A 20,918-nucleotide genomic window follows, 5' to 3' on the forward strand; every position below is an offset into this window, starting at 1 on the left:
TTTTTAGAAGTTTGCAGATAATTTGATTCCAATCGGCAATACAAATGGAGTTACATTATATCTCTCAATCCCTTGCTTAAATGAACCATTCCCTTCTGGCTGGAATGCTCTCTCTGGATCAATACCTACATCAGCTTTGGTCCACAAAATGATATTTCTACTATATACAGACAATGCAAGATTATCCATTTTCACGTTAGACATCCAAGCTTTTGGAAATTGATAGGTCAATGAAATTTCACGCAATTTCACAAAAGAAGCATCAAACATCGCAGCTTTAGTAAAGTCCCAAGGATAGTTGTCCGCTAAAGGAATCATTTTCGTTCCTTCTCCACCTAAGTTTTCAAAGTAACCCAAGAAATTACCATCAGCATCATATTCCGGAATCACACCAGGGTTAAACACCCCACTTCCCAATGTCAATCCTAAGTCTTCGTAGAAAAACTCATATCCACCTAATTCAGGAGTTGGTCCACCAACTCTAGCTGTTTGATTAACAATTAACTCATCGGCATTGGCTTTCAAGTAATCTGCAATATTCCCATTAACATCGTTAGGATTAATAATTTCATCCAATTGACGTTGTGTAGCAAAATCAGACTCAGAGTATCTGTATGTTTGAGAAACAAATTGTCCACCTTGTCTCCAATCTAAACTTGCAGAAAGGGTGAAATTTTTATATCTAAATGAAGATTGTAGCCCAATAATGAAATCTGGATTGTAGTTACCGATTTTCACTAAATCGTTAACCCCACTTTTACTATTCCAAGATCCACCATCGTCTAATATTGGCCAACCGTAGTAAGGTGAACTTTCATCCTCTACTGTTACTAATTTTCTGTCGTAGATATTTCCTATATCATCACCTACCCAAGTATAAGCTCCTCCTTTGGCATCGGTCCAAAAATTATAAAAATCGATACCGTCAGCTAATTCTTCAATTCGAGTTCTATTGAAACTGTAATTAAGATCTACATCAAACCCTATATCTTTTGTTGAAATCAATGTTGATCCTATAGACAATTCCAAACCTCTACTAGACACCAATCCAGCATTGATCAACTTAGTAGAATAACCAGATGATTGCGGCAAGGATAATGGCAAGATTTGATTTTCATTGTCTGAATTATAATAAGTGGTGCTAAATCGAATTTTGTCTTGAAAAAGAATCAAATCTCCACCAAACTCAAGTGAAGTAACGATTTCTGGTTTCAAGTCTGGCGTCAACAAAGTACCTGAAGTAGACAATCGAGAAACATCACCCCATGCACCAGCATTACCCAATGTAGCCAACAATCTATAAGGACCTGTATCATTACCCACTTGTGCCCAACCAGCTCTTAATTTCACCATATCTACATTATTGCCCATATTAAATATATTGTTCAACAATGCACTTACTGTAGCTGATGGATAAAAATATGATCGATTCGCTTCAGGCAATGTACTCGACCAATCATTTCTAGCTGATAAATCTACGTAAACCATGTCTTTATAACCAATACTTGCCAATCCATATACACTATTAATGGCTTTTTGGCTCCAAGAACTTCTATATTCCAAGTTAGACGGTAGAATATTAGATACATTATATAGACCAGGCAAGGTCAAGCTACTACCTTCTTGAGAAGAAGAAGACGCTTTTTGATACATTAAGTTACCCCCTGCAGAAGCTGAGAATGAAAAGTCACTCACGTATTTTCTATAGGTCAACAACAATGAAGCATTACTTTCTGATCGTGCTATTTTTGAAATACCGTAAGCTCCTTGTTGATTTCTACCATAGCTATAAGGTATAATAGATTCTCTTTCCTCACTCAATCGATCCAAGGCATAGGTAAAAGTCGCTGTTAAATCATCAGTTAATTTATAATCCAAGCCAATGTTTCCATAAACTCGATCTCTATTGAATGAATTATCCACTTCATAAGCCAAGAAATAAGGATTGTTGTGATCAGGCACTTGATATTGTTGAATATCTTCTACAGCCCAATAATCTTGAAGAGTAGTGATGTCTATATGAGGTGATACCGCATAAGCCCATTGCAATGGATTCGTTCCTCTATTACCTGAAGGTACATTGTTAGAGTGTGTTCTCCCCACATTGATATTGGTATTAAAAGACAATCTCTTATTAATATCATAATTAGCACTTAAATTCAATGAATTTCTGTACAAATCAGACCCTGGGATAATTCCTTCATTGTTCATATTAGTATATGAGGCTCTAAAAGAACTAGTCGCACTACCACCACTAATGGCTATATTATTGGTATTGGTAATACCAGTTTGCAAGAAGTTTTCTACATTATTAGGATAAGATTTCAACAAAGAAGGAACGGGATTTCCATCAGCATCCAAAGGACTGTTAAACTGGATGGCACTTTGTCCTATATCCAATTGTGGTCCTAATCTAGCTGCACTACCTTCTTCAATAACCAATGGTCCACCGGTCAATTGTCCCCATTGTTCTTCAGTAAATGGAGTCACACCTGTTGCAAACAAACTATGATACTTCAAATACTCATATGGTCGATCGAAGACCACACTACTATTCAAAGAAACTTTCATCTTTTGATTTTTCTGACCAGTTTTAGTGGTAATCAATACAACTCCATTACCTGCTCTTGAACCGTATAAGGCAGATGCACCTGCACCTTTTAAGATAGATACATTTTCAATATCTGAGGCATTTAAATCAGAAATAGCATTCCCATAATCCACGATATTTCTACTCCCTACCTCTGAAGTATTCCCTGCAAATGAATTTTGGACAGGCACTCCATCAATCACAAACAAAGGTTGATTGTCTCCAGACAATGAAGTTGCTCCACGAATGATCATACTTACTGAAGATCCAGCATTTCCTCCTGAACTATTAATAGTTACACCAGGAGCCTTACCAGACAATGCATTCAACACATTCTCCTGTATTACTTCATTCAATGAGCCACCATCGATTTCTTCAACAGCATAACCCAAAGATTTTTTCTCTCGCGAAATACCCAAAGCCGTTACCACTACTTCATCCAAAGTAGCAGAATTCACTTCCAATTGAATTTGAATGGAAGCTCTACCATTTACAGGCACTTCTTGTGATAAGTATCCTATATAAGACACCAATAAAACAGCATCAGAGGCCACATCCTTCAATGCAAAATTCCCATCAAAATCGGTTGAAGTACCATTGGCGGTACCCTTTACCAGCACATTCACCCCAATTAGAGGCTCATTGTTTTCGTCGACCACAGTACCAGTCAATTCGTCTATTGCACCAATATCCGCATAGGATAAATTTGGATTAAGCAACAAACAAAACAACAGGGACAATACGACACCCATTTTTTGTACACTTAGTTTCATCAATAATTGTTTTTTCGTGTTAGTTAAAAAAAAAGCCCTATATACTATGAAATGCGAAATATCGCAAACTCATATCCATAATTTAATGCAATGGTATTGTTAACTTAACATAACCCATTCCTTTATTGGCAAAAAACACCTGACCTAAAAAAAAATCACAGTATCCAAATTTCAAATACCCATTTTTTTTGAACCTAAGTCAATATTTTTCACCCTCCAAAGTTAAATTTGTTAACACCTAGGTCATTTGTAGATACTATCCAAAACACATACTATTCTATCTTTTGATACTTTATTGCCTACAGTAAAAATACTTTAAATAGCTGAGATTGAGAAATAAGAATATTTTATATTTAATTTACCTTAATTAACATTTGTTTATAATTTTAAAAAAAATCAACTTAAACAAAATCTAAATATAGATTTTTTCAATAATAACACCAAACACACAATAACACTACTCAAACACATAAAATAAAAAAATATAATTTCACTATATATTCACATCACAATATTATTCCAACACAAATCCTTCCTCTAATTACCATTAATCTCACACAAAAATTCAGAGACAAAAGTAGATGCACACAAAAATTACTACAATACTATTTTGACTTTACATTTTAAAATTGCTATATTCATCCACTTTAATGGGTAAAAATACTATATGAAACCGATTTTAAGAAAAGTAGATTCCAATGCAGAACACTCTTTTAGTGTCAGAGAAAATGTATATCCTTTTCTATATAATTACTGGCATTATCATCCCGAAGTCGAACTTACTTATATTAGAAAAAGTTCGGGAACTCGACTGGCCGGAGACAGTATCGATCGATTTAGCGATGGTGATTTAATCCTTCTCGGCCCCAATCTCCCCCATATGTGGCGAAACGACGATGTGTATTTTGAAAAGTCGTCAGACCAACATATTGAAGCCGTAGCCATTCATTTTAGAGAAGACTTTTGGGGAAGTACATTTTTGGACTTACCGGAAAACAAACACATTAAAGAATTAATTAGAAAATCTAAACGAGGATTAAAAATAAAAGGCAAGACCCATGCCATTATCTCTCAGCAAATGGAAACCATCTTGCAGGTTAAAGGCACTAAACGCATCTTACAGTTATTGCAAATACTAGACATCCTCGCTTTATCAGAAGAATTGGAACCACTGTCGAGTCAGGGATTTATCGACGACTACAAAATGGATCCCAATGATAAGATTAACGAAATATACCAATACACCCTTTCTAATTTTAAAAATGGCATTAGCATTGACGAAGTGGCTCAACACGTACACATATCCCCCAATTACTTTTGCCGGTATTTCAAAAAAAGAACCTCTAAGACCTTTATTGAATTCGTTACCGAACTAAGGGTAGGTCATGCCTGTAAACTCATACTCGATGGCAATCTCAGTATTTCTCAGATTTGCTATGAAAGTGGATTCAACAACTTATCCAACTTCAATCGCAAATTCAAGGAATTGACCGGACAGGCACCCAGCGATTACTACAAAGAATACTCCAAAAACAACAGCATCTCCAACCTTCACCCCAATGTAATCAGAGATCTAGAACACAACTAATACCAAAAAAGCAGTCCTCATTTCACTGAGAACTGCTTCACTTTTATTGTAACATTCGCAAATTAAACGAATTACATTTTATAATTGACTAAGGCAAAGGCCTTACCATAACGTCTTTAAAATAGACGATACTTTTGGGATCGTGTGCCTGAAAAGCAAATGTACCACTGGTCAACACCCTAAACTGTCTATCCCCCTCCTCTCTTTTCGGATTATCTGGCTCAGTATAGTCCACTACCACGGTATCATTGATCTTGATAATGATTCTCTTCCCCTCTACTTTAATGTACTCTGTAAACCACTCATCATCTCCTACATATCGCTCAGCCACCTCAATTACATCATACAAACTTCCCGTCTTTTTCCAATCGCCGTGGGTATTATTGACCTGGACCTCGTACCCTATCTTGGGCCAAGAAGTCTCTTGGTATTTGGTATGAATGTATATCCCTGAATTTGAGTTTGACATAGTCTTCACCTTAGTCTTGAATTCAAAATTCTTAAAGTTATGATTTTCCACATCTCCTACGTAATACAAATGAGCTTTGGGTCCATTGACCTTAATACAACCATCCTCTATGGAGAAACTAGACGCATTGGTACCGACCTTCCAACCATTTAAGGTCTGACCGTCAAACAATGAAATCCAGCCCTTGTCGCTGTCCATAGCATTTTGGGTCATCGAGCGATTACATCCCATACTCAACACAATGAGAATGAGCAAACTAAATCTATACATATTCCATTTTTATATTCTTAAAAAATCAAAACTCCCCTAATATTAAATAAAATTAGGGGAGTTTTTAAATATATTCTATTAAAATTTATACACCTAAGGACCAACCCGAACGATATTCTCGTTTTACGTATTGATTGGCCTCATCGTAGTTGGTTACTTTCATATCTTTGTAATCCCATTCCAATTTGGTATTAGCACCAGGGTAATCAAATCCACGTCGATTGGTTCTAGGCTTAGGAATATCAGCAACCCTAATCGCCAAATTGGCCATTAGAACCGCTTCGGTCAACGGTCCAGATTTGTCAAATGAAGCAGACAATTCTTTATTGCCATATCCCGCGATACACCCTTCTACCCACTGAGCATAGTGGCCGTCAGCTCCACCGGGAACACGATCCAATTTTTGTTTTACTTTCACTTCCTCATTTCTAGACAATGGAAGTAATCTAGGATTGGCAGCATATTCGCTGGCCATCATCTTACCTTTAGTCCCTTCAAACAAGATACCGCTATTGCCATCTCCAAAGAGCTCGTTGGCTCCTAATTCTTCAGGTCTTTCCGGCTTAATACCTCCGTCCATCCAATGAAATTGGATAGGCCCCTTAGTCTTCTTGGTTTTGGGGAAGGTCAATGTTGCGCTACTTGAAGGCGGGCAACTATCAGGGAAAAATCCTCGTTTGCCAAAAGCTACATACACACTTCCCACACTGGCTTGAACATCGGTGGCATACTGAAGATCCAAAACTCTAAATGGAGCCTCCATCAAATGACAACCCAGGTCACCCAATGCCCCAGTTCCATAATCCCACCAACCTCGCCAGCTACCTGGGATCAAATTGTCTACATAATCTTTATATGGTGCCGTACCCAACCAAAGATCCCAATTAAGTCCCTTGGGCACTGGTGGCTTTTCTGTAGACCAAGGAATACCTTGAGGCCAAACCGGTCTATTCGTCCAACATTTAACTGTATGTACATCACCGATCACACCGGCATCATACCATTCAACCAATTGTCGAACACCATCACCAGAAGCACCCTGGTTCCCCATTTGAGTCACCACCTTATACTTTTTAGCGGCTTCAGTCAATACTCTAGCTTCGAAGATATCATGAGTCATGGGCTTTTGAACATAGACGTGTTTGCCCAGCTGCATGGCAGCCAATGCACTCACGGCATGAGTATGATCAGGAGTGGACACCGAAACTGCATCGATGTGCTTATGCTCTTTTTCCAACATTTCACGCCAATCCGTATAATACTTGGCTTTGGGAAATCGCTCTCTTGACTCTACACTTTGTCTATCATCTACATCACATAAATAGGCAATCTCCGCTTTGCCACTTTCGTAAAAATGACGCAAATCAGACCGACCTTTGCCACCTACTCCAATACCTGCAACCATTAATTTATCACTGGGAGCCAAATATCCTTTACCTCCTAGGATGTGACGGGGCACGATCATGAATCCAGCCGCCGACACTGCAGCTGATTTTAAAAATTCACGCCGCTTATGTTGGTCGTGGGATTCTACATTTTCATTTTTCATTTTAATAACATTTAAAGTGATCAATTTCAGTCCATTATTCACTCCATTATTCATGAGCAAACAATCCGACAAGAATTTGTATTTAATTGGATTATTTAATAAGTAGGCAAATCATAAAATAAATATACGCCAATCCACCTATTCATATTACCTTACTCACCAATTTACCCAAATTTAATAGATTACGCCAATGCTTTATTAGACTAAAATAGCCTAAAACGATACTATTTTATCCTATGATAAAAAACAAAACTTCAAACCCTGCTTTACTTCTGTAATACTGCCACAGTATTTACCAATTCACCAATACCGTCTATACTAATAGACACCACATCTCCAGCAGCCAAAGTAAAACTATCTGGGGGAACAATCCCAGTACCTGTCATCAAATACACACCTACTGGAAAAGTATAACCATACATTAAATAGTCTTTTAATTCCACTTCATTGCGCTTCATCTGATCTATGCCGATGGACTCATCAAAACATACTTCTCCTCCTCGACTGATTTTTAGTCGAATTTGAGTATTGGCCTTAAACACCGACTCCTTAGGCACATAAAGGCATGGTCCTAATGCTGCACTTTTTTCATACATCTTAGCCTGTGGTAGATAGAGGGGATTTTGTCCTTCTATACTTCTCGAACTCATGTCATTGCCAGCAGTATATCCCTCTATACTTCCTTCACTGGTAATAAATAAAGTCAATTCAGGCTCGGGTACATCCCAAGTAGAATCCGGTCTAATATTGACTTCGCCCAATGGACCAACTACCCGCGCTGCGGTAGACTTAAAAAACAGTTCCGGTCGCTCTGCAACATATACTTTATCGTAAAAATCTCCTCCTTCCTTGGATTGAGATTCTGCCATCCTAGCGTTCTTACTGCGTAAATAAGTAACCCCAGAAGCCCAAACTTCTTGCTGTCCAATCGGTGGCAACAAAGTCAACTTACTTATATCAAAATTGACCAAAGGCAATCGATCATCGAGGATAAGTTTGACCTTCGCTCGTAGATGCACTTGATTGACCAAATCATCCCATCCATATTCTTTAAGTGAATAGTATTGGTCTTTGAAGAATACGATAATGCCTTCCTCTTTTGTATTATATATTTTCATTGGTTTAATTTTTACAATTGCAAAAAATCATTTAAAATTTCAGGATTATATATTTTAATCTATTTTCAAATTAGACTCATCTTTCTTACCCAAGAACATAGAGACCACAAAACCCAACAAGAAGATAACAGCTGTTGCAATGACTATGGTCAAATAACTGTGCAGAACGGGGTCGTCACTCGTCCCCATAAGAAAAGGAACAACACTTAACCATATAATAACTCCGATACCGGCCAACACACCGACAATGGCTCCTGTTTTGACTGCAGTCTGAGTAAAGGCTCCCAATAAAAACAATCCCAACATACCACCACTAAATACCGAAGCGAGTTTCCACCACACATCCAATACACTTTCCACATTGATCATGGCCAATCCAACAATTACACCCAATACCCCAATGGCTGCTGAGGCTATATACAACACTACAATGGGTTTGTGATTGCCATTTTTATTAAAAAATCGCTGATAATAATCGGTGTATATCACAGTGGCTCCACTATTGAATGATGTAGATACCGTACTCATTCCAGCTGCAAAAATGGAAGCTATTAAAAGTCCAGTGATCCCAGAAGGCAATTGATTGACAATAAAGAAGGGAAATACTTTATCCGCTTGGTCCATACTCTGCAATTCTGGAGGAAGCACTCCTGCATCTGATTGATAATACACATACAACAATGTCCCCAAAAACATAAACAACAATGAAACCGGGATATAGAGCAATCCACCCCAAAGTGCAGAACTTCCCGCTTCCTTATCCGAAGATGAGGCAATATACCGCTGTACATAGTTTTGGTCAATACCATAGTTTTGAAGATTGATAAACACCCCGTATATCAGTACGACCCAGAAAGTGGCCTTATCCAATTCGAATCCAAAACTACCCAGACTAAACTTGCCGGCCTCACTACCTACTTCTACCACGGTAGTCATACCTCCAGGTATAGCAAACAACAAATAAACCGTACATATCAAAGCACCTCCGATCAACACAATACCTTGAATAGCATCGGTCCAGATCACAGCTTGAATACCTCCTAGCATGGAGTATATCAATACCGTAATACCGGTGATCAATATAATGACGGCTATACTCCAGCCCGTAATGGTGTTGATGGTGATGGCCAAAAGATACAATATAGTACCCACTCGCATAACTTGAGTCATCAAATAGCAGGCAGACACATAAACTCTAGCCCAGACCCCAAATCGTGCCTCCAAGAAGGTATAAGCTGAAGGACTGTTGATTTTTCTGTAAAGAGGAACGAAATACTTTACTGCAATCAAGGCAGCTATAGGAAGAGAAAGACTAAATACAAAGGCATTCCAATTGGTTTGATAGGCGTTGCCAGGCAATGCCAAATAGCTAATACTACTGACAAAAGTAGCAAAGATGGACATGGTCACTGCCCATGCTGGAAAATTATGTCTACCTGTAGTATAGGCCTCAGAAGACTTATTGTGTTTGTAAAATGATGCCCCAAAAAGTGTTATACCTGCTAGGTACACAAAAAATACAACAAGGTCTAACCAATTCATATGATTGCTTTTATATATTCAAAATTAAAAAAATCCTATTCCTATTCACAAAAAAAGCCCAATGGCTTATGCCACTACCTCTGCTTGCTGAATCCCGATTCGATCGCACAGAGTTAAAAACCGTTGATACAATGCTTCGATCTCTGTAATATCAGCAGCTTCCAATTCAGGTACATCTTTCCGAGTATTTACCGCCATCGGCAAACCTCTAAGTTGCAAAAAGTATTTAGCAGACAAAGGATACTTGTGATGAACTATTCCATCGTTTTCCACTAAAAATTGCTCTACGGCCACCAAATCATCTGAAATATCTTCTCCTCTGCCATTTTCCCATAAATAGGTGTACAATTCGGGATAAAAATTAGCTCCAATTGGCGATATACCCGCTCCTCCATTGCGGATTGAATCCAATGCATCAGGAGTATGGGCATTGTATATGGCCAGGGAACTACCTTTGGCGGCTTCAATTTTCTCAACCACTACTTCTGCCACACAAGAAGTATCTTTGGAATAAATAAATCTATTCTCCTTCGCCAATTTTCCTATTAAAGCAGGCGACAATAATCTTTTATAAGGCACTGGACACTCGTACAATCCCAACGGAATATCCTCTGTTTCCTCCAAAATAACCCGAATCGATTCCTCCAAAACAGAATCATCTTCATCTTCTCCAGCCAACAAACCGGTAATTAAGACCACACCGTCCACTCCGGTTTCACTTATCTTGTTGATAAATGCCGCATTCTCATGGGCATCAGTATAGAAGGTACCTGTAGTCAATACGGGTACAATACTCGTATCGACCACGGCTTGAGTTAGATCCAAACGCTCATTTTCATCCAACTCATACATCTCACTGGACAAACAATTGGCAAATAAACCGTGAACACCAGCTGACTCATACCATTGAATCAAAGCTTTCAAACCAGGGTAGTTAATTTTTAAATCTTCAGTCAATGGAGTAACCATTACTGGCCAAATTCCCTGAGGGATAGTAATTATATTATTATTTGAATTCATTTTTTATAGTTTTTTATAGAGATACACCTCGTTTCCAAGGGATAAAATCGTTTTGTTCTAGCGCTACTGCCTTAGGGGTATATTCACCAGAAGCAGTGGCAATAATCATTTCTAAAAGTTCATCGGCTAATATTTCGGAATCCTTGGTTCCTGTAATAATTTCACCGGCGTTGAAATCGATAAAATCACGTAATTTATTGTAAATATGTGTATTACTAGATATTTTTATAACTGGAGTTACAGGGTTTCCAGTAGGAGTTCCCAAACCAGTGGTAAACAATATCAAATTGGCTCCAGAACCAGCCATAGCTGTAGTGGATTCTACATCATTCCCAGGAGAACAAAGTAGGGTCAGACCTTTTTTACTAACCATTTCAGGATAATCCAATACATCTTGAACCGGGGAATGGCCCCCTTTTAATGCGGCACCAGCGGATTTAATCGCATCGGTAATCAATCCATCCTTGATATTTCCAGCTGAGGGATTGGAATCAAATCCAGAACCTACAGCCTCAGCACTTCTCTCGTATGCATAGATGAGTTCTTTAAATTTGGTGGCCACAGTTTTGTCCACACATCGGTTGATCAAGGATTGCTCCACCCCTGACAATTCGGGAAATTCAGACAAAATCACACTGCCATTCAAACCCACAAGACGATCAGACACCTTGCCTACTAATGGATTGGCCGAAATACCGGAAAATCCATCAGAACCACCACACTCAACCCCTAAAATAAGTTGATCTAAACCAGCAGGCTGTCGATCTTGTTTATTGGCTTCAGCCATACCATCAAAAGTTTGACGTATAGCATCCAACAACATTTGTTCGGTAGAATCATATCTCTGCTGTTCAAAGAAATAATAGGGCTTATTGGTATTGGGAATTCTTTTTTCCACTTCAGCCACCATCATTTCCTCTTGGACGTTTTGGCACCCCAAACTCAATATAGTAGCACCAGCCACATTGGGATGAGCGATATATCCAGCCAACAACCCAGTCAATGTCGCCGCATCTTCACGAGTACCACCGCAGCCCATCTGATGTTGCAAGAATCGCACACCAGATATGTTTTTAAAATAGTTGTGATATTTGGGCAGAGCCACTTCTTCCAATACATCAGCACCATTGCCGTTAAGGGATTGACCCGCTTCATGAGAAGCACAAAGATTGCTTAAATAATTGGTGTAGAAATTCTCCTTTCCAGCTCCAAAAACATCTTTAAATGCTTTTTCCAGAACCGAAACATTGCGATTTTCACAAAACACCAATGGAATAACCAACCAATAATTGGCAGTTCCCACTCGACCGTTTTCGCGGTGAAACCCCATGAATTGCCTGTTCTTCCACTTATCCACATTAGGTGGTGTCCATTGATACTGACCTGCATCGTCATTGACTTCATATCCGGATACTGCATGTCGGAGATTACCGGTGTGGATCAACTCTCCTTTTTGAATATCGGCAGTTACTTCTCCCACCTTCAATCCATACATCCACACTTCTTCCGATACTTTAAAATCTCTAGTGGCCAATTTATGCTTAGCCTGGATATCGTTTTTTAAAGTGATAGAACTTCCGTTATATTCCACTACTTGTCCTTCCTTCAAATCCTGTAAGGCTACCCATACATTATCAGAGGGATGTATTTGCAAAACACTCTTCATTGTTATTATTTAGTATTGAACTTAATGAGGTTCAAGGGAATTATAAATTATTTTTTGACCATTCACCATTTAGCAATCGCCAAACACCCAATACATTTTCATTTTTCAATTCATCGGGCAGCAATGCTTCAGGATAGGCCTGATAGGCAACTGGTCTGGTAAATCTCAAAATAGCTGTACCTCCTACTGAAGTTGTTCCAGGTTGGGTGGTAGCGGGATAGGGCCCACCGTGAACCATACTATAATTGACAGCGACACCGGTCGGGAAGCCATTGAATATAGTTCGGCCGGCCAATTGCTCTAATTTCTCTGCCAAACTAGCTGCGGTAGCTTCATCGCCTTCCTCGGCAAAAATAGTGGCAGTGATTTGACCTTCAAGCAATGACAATAACTCGGGCAATTCTGACTCTTCAATACTTATGTGGAGGGTTGTAGGACCGAAAACCTCGGTCAACACCGATGGATTCGCTTTTAAGGTAGCGAGGTCTACCTGAAATAATCCCGGCTTCACTCTAATACTTTCACTGTAGTCTACCGACAACAATTTTTCTACTCCTGCTACATTTTCTAGCGATTTTACACCGGAACAATATGCCTTGGCTATTCCTTCTGTCAACATTACCCCTTCTGGCTGTGCTTCTAACACCTCTACCAATTGATTGACAAACTCAGTAGATTCGGCGGATTTAAAAGTGACAAACACCCCTGGATTAGTACAAAATTGTCCTACTCCCAAGTTAATTGATCCAGCAAAATTTTTGGCCATCTCTGCACTGTTTTTAGCAATGGCATTGGGCAAAAAGAAAATCGGATTTACACTACCCATCTCAGCATATACAGGGATAGGCACTTCTCTTCTATTGGCCAATTCAAACAAGGCCTTACCACCTCTATACGACCCAGTAAAACCAACGGCCGTGATATGAGGATTTTCCACCAAAGTACCTCCTACTTGATGGGCATTGCCATATACCATTGAGAAAACACCTTCTGGCATATTCAATTTTTGTGCGGCTTTTAGGATGGCCTCTGCTACCAGCGCTGATGTTTGAGGATGAGCAGGATGAGCTTTGAATACCACGGGACAACCAGCTGCCAAAGCAGATGCGGTATCGCCACCAGCCGTAGAAAATGCCAATGGGAAATTACTCGCTCCAAAAACAGCTACCGGTCCCAAAGGGATTTGAATCTGTCTGATATCGCCTTGGCTTCCACTCTGTTCCGCCGTGGCGCAATCGATAATGGGTCGTCTCCACGATCCCTCTCTCAATATTTTAGCAAAAAAACGCAATTGACCAGTAGTCCGCCCGCATTCGCCATTTAATCGGGGCAATCCCAAAGCCGACTCTGCATTGGCTACTTCGACCAAAGTTTCTTTTACATTTTCTATTTCATCGGCAATGGCATCCAAAAATGCCGCCTTGTCTTTTCCTGAAGTTTTGCGATATGTTTCAAAAGCCTGACTGGCCAATGCACAAGCTCGATTGACTTCAGACGGAGTTGCATCGGCAAAATCCGGTCCAATTTTGGAGGATTTCGCAGGATCATATGACTGAAACAATTGGTCTCCTTCCTTGGAAACACCATAACCTATTCGCTGTTGATCAATAATATTTGACATGTATCTTATACTTTATTTTTAAATTAATAAACCTTATGGTAAAAGTGATGAATAAGGCAGGGCCATTGTTTGTAATATTTTTCTAATACTGGTATTATTTTGACTTTGTTAAGACAAAGTCTCTGCCTTATTCCATACTTGAGTACAAGGAACTGAAACACAATAGAAATTACTATCTCAAAATTATATTATTTCAAGCTATTTTTCGGCGCTCTTAAGATCTGACAATAAGTAAATTGAATAAAAATAGACTGGCCTCCCACGTCTAGTGATGACAATCTTCCTCGGCTCACCTATTACACGGTATTTCTCCTTCAATTCATCGGACATATTGTAGTTATATCTCGAAGACGAAATAAAATAAGCCGATCGAGGCAAGGTATCTAACTGGCGATATTGATTGACAAAATAGTAGTGGTGTTTTTCATTCATATTTCCATCAACCAAAAGAGTGCGGTTCTTTCGGTAACCAATATAGTAATCCAATTGGCCGGCGGGAAACCAATTTCTAGTATATATTACCACATTGCTATCCAATAATCCAGCCTCCTGATCTAAGGCTATTAAATCATCCATTTTGTCGCTCAATTGATGCCATCCATATAGATCTAAACTAAAATCATTGCGCCCCATTCGAGGATCATCGACCGTGGATGAAAGGTTTAAGAACCCAGTATGTATTTGGACCAAAGCCAATAGTAGGAAAAACACAAAAAAACCGTAGCTCCAATATAAAACCTTCTTTGACCATTGAAAATAATGCCAGCCCAAAGCCGCTATTAAGAACAATGAATAATAGGCTGGCCCACTCCAATGGGGCAAGGTCTTATTGAACAAAGACATTAATACTACAACCAGAGCCAAAGGAAGACCTGTAGCCAGCAAGAATACCAATTTGTTGTTTTTAAATGCCCGCCTCCTGTAATTAAAGCCAAAAACAGCGACCAAAACCACCATCACAAAATTGAATGGATTGTTATATAAAATCTGCCCTCCTATTTCTTGAAAGAAATAATCCCACAATATTTTAAAACTATCATTACCTACTCGATTGCCGTGAAAATTAAACGACAGCCATTCGTGATGATAATTCCAATACAGTACGGGTAGAAAAAACAACATGGGAAAACACAACGCCAACCACACCACTACGGACCGCAGTGATTGCGGAGATTTCAATATAAAATACAATCCAGCTCCCAGCAACAAGAACACGTTGTGATATTTGGCCAGCAAACCAAGCCCCACTGCAAAAGAAAAATACCACAACCAATGTATTTTTTGATTTTCTATATAGCTGAGAAAGAAATACATGGCCAATAACCACAAAAAACTCTGTGGGGTATCGGGAAGAATAAACAATCCTAAAACCACACTATTGTATATAGACCCAGCGCTCATTACCAGGGCCATAAGACCAATATTTTCATTGAAAAATCGCTTGCCAATTTGATAGACTAAATACAGATTGGCCGTTCCCACCACTAAGGGCAATATTCGCACCGTGAATTCTGTATTCCAATAATAATTTAATGTAGTCAACCGAATCATCCATCCCACCATGGGCGGATGATCAAAATAACTCCAACTCGGATACAGACCGTACATGGTATAATAAGCTTCGTCCACACTTAATTCTGTCGACAGAGCAGCGATAAGCCTGACGGCAAAATGGCTAATTAATACAAGGTACAGTATCCTTTTATTCGACATATTCTACGATTAATCTATGCCCACCTTACATCGGCAAATTCGAACCATGTATACAGGGTTCTAGCAAACAAAAAGAAAACTAAAATGGACAGCACACTTCCCCCTACAACATCTTCCAAAAAATGCTGAGACAAATACACCCTTGAATAAGCGACTCCGCATGCAAAAACCGCAAACAATACCTGAATCCAAGGCTTTTTACCATATAAATACGCACAAAACAGCATTAAGGTCACTATGGAAGTAGTATGACCAGAAGGAAAGGTATTCCACGAATGTATTTTTACCCCATCTACCAATTGTAAGGCTCCTTCGGTAAAATACCCCATGGGTCGAGGCATTCCATTAAATACTACCTTTTTAAAAAATTGAGCCAACAATCCGGCAATCAGACAAATGGAAAAACCTAGAAAGAGAAATCTGATCTTACTTTTGGCCTGACTATAACCGGCCAACATGGCCAAAACCAGCACCACAACACCATCGCCTAAATAGGTTAAATACACAAAGAATCGATCGAAACCTCTACCACACAAAGAATTGAGCATCAAATGCAGTTGGGCTTTGGGAAATAAAACTATTAATACAACACTTACAAACAGGAATACAAAAACCGTGATTATAAAAGGTCTGAGGCGATTGAATAAAGGCAACATAAAGAGTTGAATATTTGGGAGTCAACAAAACGGGGGATAGGACGACTACCATTTCATTAACAGCCAAAACCTTCCTCCAAATTTTCGAGGACTAAATTAATTCGCCCCCCAGACAAAGAGCCTTTATACCTCTTTATCAAATCTTTACCAAAATGCTAATAAATTATAAACAGAAAATTATATTCTTCAAGAAAATCCATCAATGATATTTCCCTGTCGTAAATAATGAAAGAAATATATTAATAAACTATCCACCTTTAGGATTAGACTACATAAAGCGAAACCGACTTACAAATGATTTACATTATCAATTCATCAATTACAATTAAGAAAGATACTTTCCGACAATAGGCATTCGCCGCCCCATGCCAAAAGCCTTGCGACTAACGCGGATGATGGGTGGCGCTTGATATCGTTTAAATTCATTGATGTTGACCAATCGCAGTATTCTAGCCACCAAAGCCTCGTCATAGCCACGATCAATTATATCTTGTGGACTCATGGTTTCTTCGATATATTGATACAATATTTCATCCAGTATATCGTATTCTGGCAAGGAATCGCTGTCCTTTTGGTCAGGGCGCAATTCGGCCGATGGTGGCTTAACAATAGAATTGACAGGTATCACTTCTGAATCTTTATTGATGTATCGCGCAAGTTCAAAAACCTCGGTCTTGTACACATCGCCCAAAACCGACAATCCTCCAGCCATATCGCCATACAAGGTACCGTAACCCACAGCCGCTTCACTCTTGTTGGAAGTATTCAATAATATATTGCCAAATTTATTGGAGATCGCCATTACAAACAGACCTCGAATACGAGCCTGGATATTTTCTTCTGCCACATTAAAGGGACGCCCTTCAAACACGGGATTCAGGGTCTCTAAAATGGCCTGATAGGAAGACTCAATATTCAATATATTGGATTGAATTCCCAGATTATCGACTAAATCCATGGCATCTTTAACCGAATGGTCAGATGAAAACTGGCTGGGCATCAAGGCCACTCTTACATTCTCAGCACCCAATGCACGCACAGCGAGAGCACAGGTAACCGCAGAATCAATACCTCCAGACAAACCCAACACCGCTGTTTTGAACCCAAGTTTATTGAAATAATCCTTAATCCCTAGAACTATGGCGTCGTGAATAAGGGTAATCTTGGTTTTATCTTGTACATTTTCCTCCCGTGCACTGGTAATTTCAGAAAGATTGAATACCGATAAAGCCTCCTCAAAATAGGGCATTTCAGCTACCACTTTTCCTTCTTGATTAACCACCAAAGATCCACCATCGAATACCAATTCGGTCTGTGCTCCACAGTGATTGATATAGAAAAATGGAATCTTGTATCGATCGACATTTTCTTTGAGTACAGCAATTCTGTCCTCAGCCTTGGTATAATCAAAAGGCGAGGCGGAAACATTTATTACAAAATCTGGATTTTCATCCATGACTTCGTCCAATGGACAGATGGTGTACATCGGATTTTCATTGCCCACATTCCAAATGTCTTCACAAACCGACAACGCAATTTTTTTGCCTTTAAAATGAACTATGCCAAATTCATTGCCCGCTTCAAAGTAGCGATTTTCATCAAATATATCATAGGTAGGAAGCAAAGCCTTGTGTTGTACATATTCAATCTTACCTTCATTTAAGAAATACACAGAATTGTACAAATCCTTACCTTCCAAAACTGGGTTTACTGTGGGCGCTCCTACTACAATGGCAATATTATTGGACAATTTCACCAACTTTTCTAATAATTGATTGGACAAGTCTATAAAATCATCAAAATCCAAAAAGTCCCGTGCCGGATATCCCGTAGTCGCCAATTCACTAAAACAGACAATATCTGCCCCTTGTTTCTCCGCCGATTCAATAGCGGCCTTCATTTTGAGATAATTTCCTTCAAAATTTCCAATGTGATAATTGATCTGGGCAATAGCTATATTCACGATTCTGTCTTTTAATGATTGTTTGATAACGTCGCAAAAATAGTATATTCGAACCAGTACAGATAATTTTTAAAGCAACGATAGTCTAAATTTCTATTATGCAAATTCTTAACAACTTGTTTCAAGTAGGGGGCGATCTCAACGGCATCACCTTCGATGCGCCCGATGCCTTGTGGAACGATGGCAATTCCTACATTCTTTCAACTCCCAAAGGTCTTATAATGTTTGATTGTGGTTGTGGCGACACCATGGACCAAATTTTCGACAACATGAGATATTGGGGTTTAGATCCTCAGGACATAGTCTACTGCCTCTTCACCCACGCCCACTTCGACCATGCCGGCGGTGCTCACATCCTTAAATCGAGAGGGGTGCAATTGATCGGACTACCAGATACGGCAGACGCCATTGCCAATGGAGATGACCGCTGTTGCGGATACCTCTATCACAAGACCTTCAATCCTACTACGATGGACTATATCGCTGAAGATGGCGAAGTACTGCGTTTGTTGGACATAGAGATAAAGACCATGCATCTACCTGGTCATTCGATGGGATGCACGGCCTATTTTCTAGAATGGGAAGAGCGGAGATTGGTCTTTAGCGGAGATGTAATTGGCACCTTGCTCAGTGGTCACTTTGGTTGGAGTGGATCCATCGATTTTGACAAGGAAAAATACATTTTATCGCTTTTGAAATTCTCGAAAATAGATACCGACATTATGTTGCCCGGTCATGGGATGATATACTTTCACCGTCCTCGAATTCGGGTGGAAGAGGCACTCAATGCCGCCTTAATGGAATGGAGATAAGACTTAAATGGATAGGCTTAGCTTTTTGCTATGTAAAACATTCATTGGGTTCGCCAAAACTCATATTCAATTTTAAATTATTACATTATTTAATAATCAAATGTAAATATTTAAAAAAACGTAAATTTTAAAATTGAATGCTCAATAAATCACACAATAAAAAATATTCATTATATTGTAAGTGAAATTATATTTTTATACAACACTCACTTAAAATTTTGAATATGAAGAAAGTAAATCTTCGAATCAACCTTTCCATCAAAGACTAGATTGTTTTTCATTATTACAACGATGATTCCCCAAAAGACTAGCCAGCAAGACTATCCATTTAATCATCTAATATCTACCATAATATGAATCACCTAAAAGTCATAGCTTATAGTCTACTCCTCATTCCATTGTGGGGATCTTGGTTGTTGGATAATATCGTCAGTAATTCCTATTTGGTTTTTCTCTGCTTTGTTGTGACGGCCATCTCCTTTGATATCCTACGGAATACCGTATTGATTAAATTGCCCAAGCCTCATCAACCACTAGTGTTTTTAGGCCCAGCGATCTATTTAATCACACTGGTGGTCATTCAACCATTTAATTGGTTATTTTATTTCAGCCAACCCATTATCTGGATTTCAATATTCTTTTTTCTTACCTATAAGTATTTACACAACCTATTTCCTTTTGCCTATAAGAAATGGATGGGTGTTCTTGGATTTGCCCTGTTTTACACCCTCAGTGTATATCCCTATGCCAGAATAGCCAGTATGTACGGACCTAAAATCGACCAACACAACACCACCGAAGAAAGTCAACCCAATGAGGATGCAGGTGTACAAGAAAGTATTATGCCCGTGGATGTATTTACTAGGTTGGAGAGAGAAACCAAGACAGAATAATGATATTTAAAGTTAGTCCTAGGTTTGAAGGCCTAGGACACCGTTGTTAAAACCAGGGTAATTCTAAAGAAACGACTTACATCTATGCCATTTAAATCGTTATTATACAAATACTTAAATCATGAATCACCTAAAAGTCATCGCCTATAGTCTTCTCCTCATCCCTCTCTGGGGATTATGGTTATTGGACAACCTCACAACCAACACCTATTTGGTATTTCTCTGTTTTGTAGCGACGGCCATCTCATTCGACTTAATGCGGGAATCCGTCTTAGTGAAATTACCCAAATCTCATCGTCTTTTGGTATTCTTAGGTCCTATAATTTACATAATGACTATGATTGTATCTATAGCAAAAAATCCATTCTGGCTCTATATTATCAGTAATCCCATTCTTTGGATTTCTATATTTTTCTATCTCAACTATAAATATTTGCACAATCTATTCCCCTTTGCCTATAAAAAATGGATGGGGGTTCTTGGATTTGCCCTGTTTTACACCCTCAGTGTATATCCCTATGCCAGAATAGCCAATATGTACGGACCTAAAATCGACCAACACAACACCACCGAAGAAAGTCAACCCAATGAGGATGCAGGTTTATACGAAAGTATTATGCCAGTTGATGTATTTACTAGGTTGGAGAGAGAAACCAAGACAGAATAATGATATTT

Annotated in this window: 15 protein-coding genes; 4 read left to right on the forward strand and 11 right to left on the reverse strand. The window is 39.0% G+C overall.

Going from position 1 to position 20,918, the window contains the following annotated elements; translation table 11 throughout:
- Positions 1-3: 3 nt before the first annotated feature.
- Positions 4-3,363 carry a SusC/RagA family TonB-linked outer membrane protein gene (locus LVD51_RS13070; protein WP_236971828.1) on the reverse strand — a complete coding sequence of 1,120 codons (3,360 nt, stop codon included), beginning with the start codon at positions 3,361-3,363 and terminating at the stop codon, positions 4-6.
- A 667-nt stretch (positions 3,364-4,030) separates the two neighbouring features.
- On the opposite strand from LVD51_RS13070, the gene LVD51_RS13075 reads away from it, so the two are divergent.
- Positions 4,031-4,951, forward strand: a complete 921-nt coding sequence (locus LVD51_RS13075) for an AraC family transcriptional regulator (RefSeq protein WP_236971829.1) — start codon at positions 4,031-4,033, stop codon at positions 4,949-4,951.
- Positions 4,952-5,039: 88 nt separating this feature from the next.
- On the opposite strand, the gene LVD51_RS13080 is transcribed toward LVD51_RS13075, so the two are convergent.
- The 10 genes from LVD51_RS13080 to LVD51_RS13125 all read right to left on the reverse strand — a co-directional run bounded on the left by LVD51_RS13080 (position 5,040) and on the right by LVD51_RS13125 (position 18,538).
- Positions 5,040-5,690, reverse strand: coding sequence for a 3-keto-disaccharide hydrolase (locus tag LVD51_RS13080; protein WP_236971830.1), 651 nt, complete (start codon positions 5,688-5,690; stop codon positions 5,040-5,042).
- Between the two features lie 85 nt (positions 5,691-5,775).
- Entirely contained in the window at positions 5,776-7,239 is a 1,464-nt protein-coding gene (locus tag LVD51_RS13085) for a Gfo/Idh/MocA family protein (RefSeq protein WP_236971831.1), read from the reverse strand.
- A 266-nt stretch (positions 7,240-7,505) separates the two neighbouring features.
- The gene (locus tag LVD51_RS13090; protein WP_236971832.1) at positions 7,506-8,357 is read right to left on the reverse strand and encodes a fumarylacetoacetate hydrolase family protein; all 852 of its coding nucleotides are present in this window, start codon (positions 8,355-8,357) and stop codon (positions 7,506-7,508) included.
- A gap of 54 nt (positions 8,358-8,411) precedes the next feature.
- Positions 8,412-9,899, reverse strand: coding sequence for a sodium:solute symporter (locus LVD51_RS13095; RefSeq protein ID WP_236971833.1), 1,488 nt, complete (start codon positions 9,897-9,899; stop codon positions 8,412-8,414).
- 66 nt (positions 9,900-9,965) lie between these two features.
- A complete protein-coding gene (locus LVD51_RS13100) occupies positions 9,966-10,919 on the reverse strand; it encodes a dihydrodipicolinate synthase family protein (protein ID WP_236971834.1) in 954 nt (317 codons plus the stop codon).
- Positions 10,920-10,932: 13 nt separating this feature from the next.
- Entirely contained in the window at positions 10,933-12,585 is a 1,653-nt protein-coding gene (locus tag LVD51_RS13105; protein WP_236971835.1) for a UxaA family hydrolase, read from the reverse strand.
- 40 nt (positions 12,586-12,625) lie between these two features.
- Entirely contained in the window at positions 12,626-14,206 is a 1,581-nt protein-coding gene (locus LVD51_RS13110) for an aldehyde dehydrogenase (NADP(+)) (protein WP_236971836.1), read from the reverse strand.
- A 198-nt stretch (positions 14,207-14,404) separates the two neighbouring features.
- Entirely contained in the window at positions 14,405-15,919 is a 1,515-nt protein-coding gene (locus LVD51_RS13115) for an ArnT family glycosyltransferase (RefSeq protein ID WP_236971837.1), read from the reverse strand.
- 14 nt (positions 15,920-15,933) lie between these two features.
- Entirely contained in the window at positions 15,934-16,467 is a 534-nt protein-coding gene (locus LVD51_RS13120) for a phosphatase PAP2 family protein (protein WP_236971838.1), read from the reverse strand.
- Positions 16,468-16,900: 433 nt separating this feature from the next.
- Positions 16,901-18,538: an NAD+ synthase gene (locus LVD51_RS13125; RefSeq protein ID WP_236971839.1), complete on the reverse strand. Its 1,638-nt coding sequence runs from the start codon at positions 18,536-18,538 to the stop codon at positions 16,901-16,903.
- 98 nt (positions 18,539-18,636) lie between these two features.
- Between LVD51_RS13125 and LVD51_RS13130 the strand changes: the two genes are divergently transcribed.
- The 3 genes from LVD51_RS13130 to LVD51_RS13140 all read left to right on the forward strand — a co-directional run bounded on the left by LVD51_RS13130 (position 18,637) and on the right by LVD51_RS13140 (position 20,910).
- Positions 18,637-19,350: an MBL fold metallo-hydrolase gene (locus LVD51_RS13130; protein WP_236971840.1), complete on the forward strand. Its 714-nt coding sequence runs from the start codon at positions 18,637-18,639 to the stop codon at positions 19,348-19,350.
- Positions 19,351-19,703: 353 nt separating this feature from the next.
- Positions 19,704-20,243, forward strand: a complete 540-nt coding sequence (locus tag LVD51_RS13135; protein ID WP_236971841.1) for a hypothetical protein — start codon at positions 19,704-19,706, stop codon at positions 20,241-20,243.
- Between the two features lie 121 nt (positions 20,244-20,364).
- A complete protein-coding gene (locus LVD51_RS13140; RefSeq protein WP_236971842.1) occupies positions 20,365-20,910 on the forward strand; it encodes a hypothetical protein in 546 nt (181 codons plus the stop codon).
- Positions 20,911-20,918: the final 8 nt, after the last annotated feature.

It is taken from the genome of Membranihabitans marinus, from assembly GCF_021729155.1.
GTDB classification, from domain to species: domain Bacteria; phylum Bacteroidota; class Bacteroidia; order Chitinophagales; family Saprospiraceae; genus Membranihabitans; species Membranihabitans marinus.

What these genes read in the sequence shown, in the direction of transcription:
- LVD51_RS13070 (WP_236971828.1), bottom strand. Translation starts at nt 3,363, where the DNA reads ATGAAACTAAGTGTACAAAAAATGGGTGTCGTATTGTCCCTGTTGTTT.
- LVD51_RS13075 (WP_236971829.1), top strand. Translation starts at nt 4,031, where the DNA reads ATGAAACCGATTTTAAGAAAAGTAGATTCCAATGCAGAACACTCTTTT.
- LVD51_RS13080 (WP_236971830.1), bottom strand. Translation starts at nt 5,690, where the DNA reads ATGTATAGATTTAGTTTGCTCATTCTCATTGTGTTGAGTATGGGATGT.
- LVD51_RS13085 (WP_236971831.1), bottom strand. Translation starts at nt 7,239, where the DNA reads ATGAAAAATGAAAATGTAGAATCCCACGACCAACATAAGCGGCGTGAA.
- LVD51_RS13090 (WP_236971832.1), bottom strand. Translation starts at nt 8,357, where the DNA reads ATGAAAATATATAATACAAAAGAGGAAGGCATTATCGTATTCTTCAAA.
- LVD51_RS13095 (WP_236971833.1), bottom strand. Translation starts at nt 9,899, where the DNA reads ATGAATTGGTTAGACCTTGTTGTATTTTTTGTGTACCTAGCAGGTATA.
- LVD51_RS13100 (WP_236971834.1), bottom strand. Translation starts at nt 10,919, where the DNA reads ATGAATTCAAATAATAATATAATTACTATCCCTCAGGGAATTTGGCCA.
- LVD51_RS13105 (WP_236971835.1), bottom strand. Translation starts at nt 12,585, where the DNA reads ATGAAGAGTGTTTTGCAAATACATCCCTCTGATAATGTATGGGTAGCC.
- LVD51_RS13110 (WP_236971836.1), bottom strand. Translation starts at nt 14,206, where the DNA reads ATGTCAAATATTATTGATCAACAGCGAATAGGTTATGGTGTTTCCAAG.
- LVD51_RS13115 (WP_236971837.1), bottom strand. Translation starts at nt 15,919, where the DNA reads ATGTCGAATAAAAGGATACTGTACCTTGTATTAATTAGCCATTTTGCC.
- LVD51_RS13120 (WP_236971838.1), bottom strand. Translation starts at nt 16,467, where the DNA reads ATGCTCAATTCTTTGTGTGGTAGAGGTTTCGATCGATTCTTTGTGTAT.
- LVD51_RS13130 (WP_236971840.1), top strand. Translation starts at nt 18,637, where the DNA reads ATGCAAATTCTTAACAACTTGTTTCAAGTAGGGGGCGATCTCAACGGC.
- LVD51_RS13135 (WP_236971841.1), top strand. Translation starts at nt 19,704, where the DNA reads ATGAATCACCTAAAAGTCATAGCTTATAGTCTACTCCTCATTCCATTG.
- LVD51_RS13140 (WP_236971842.1), top strand. Translation starts at nt 20,365, where the DNA reads ATGAATCACCTAAAAGTCATCGCCTATAGTCTTCTCCTCATCCCTCTC.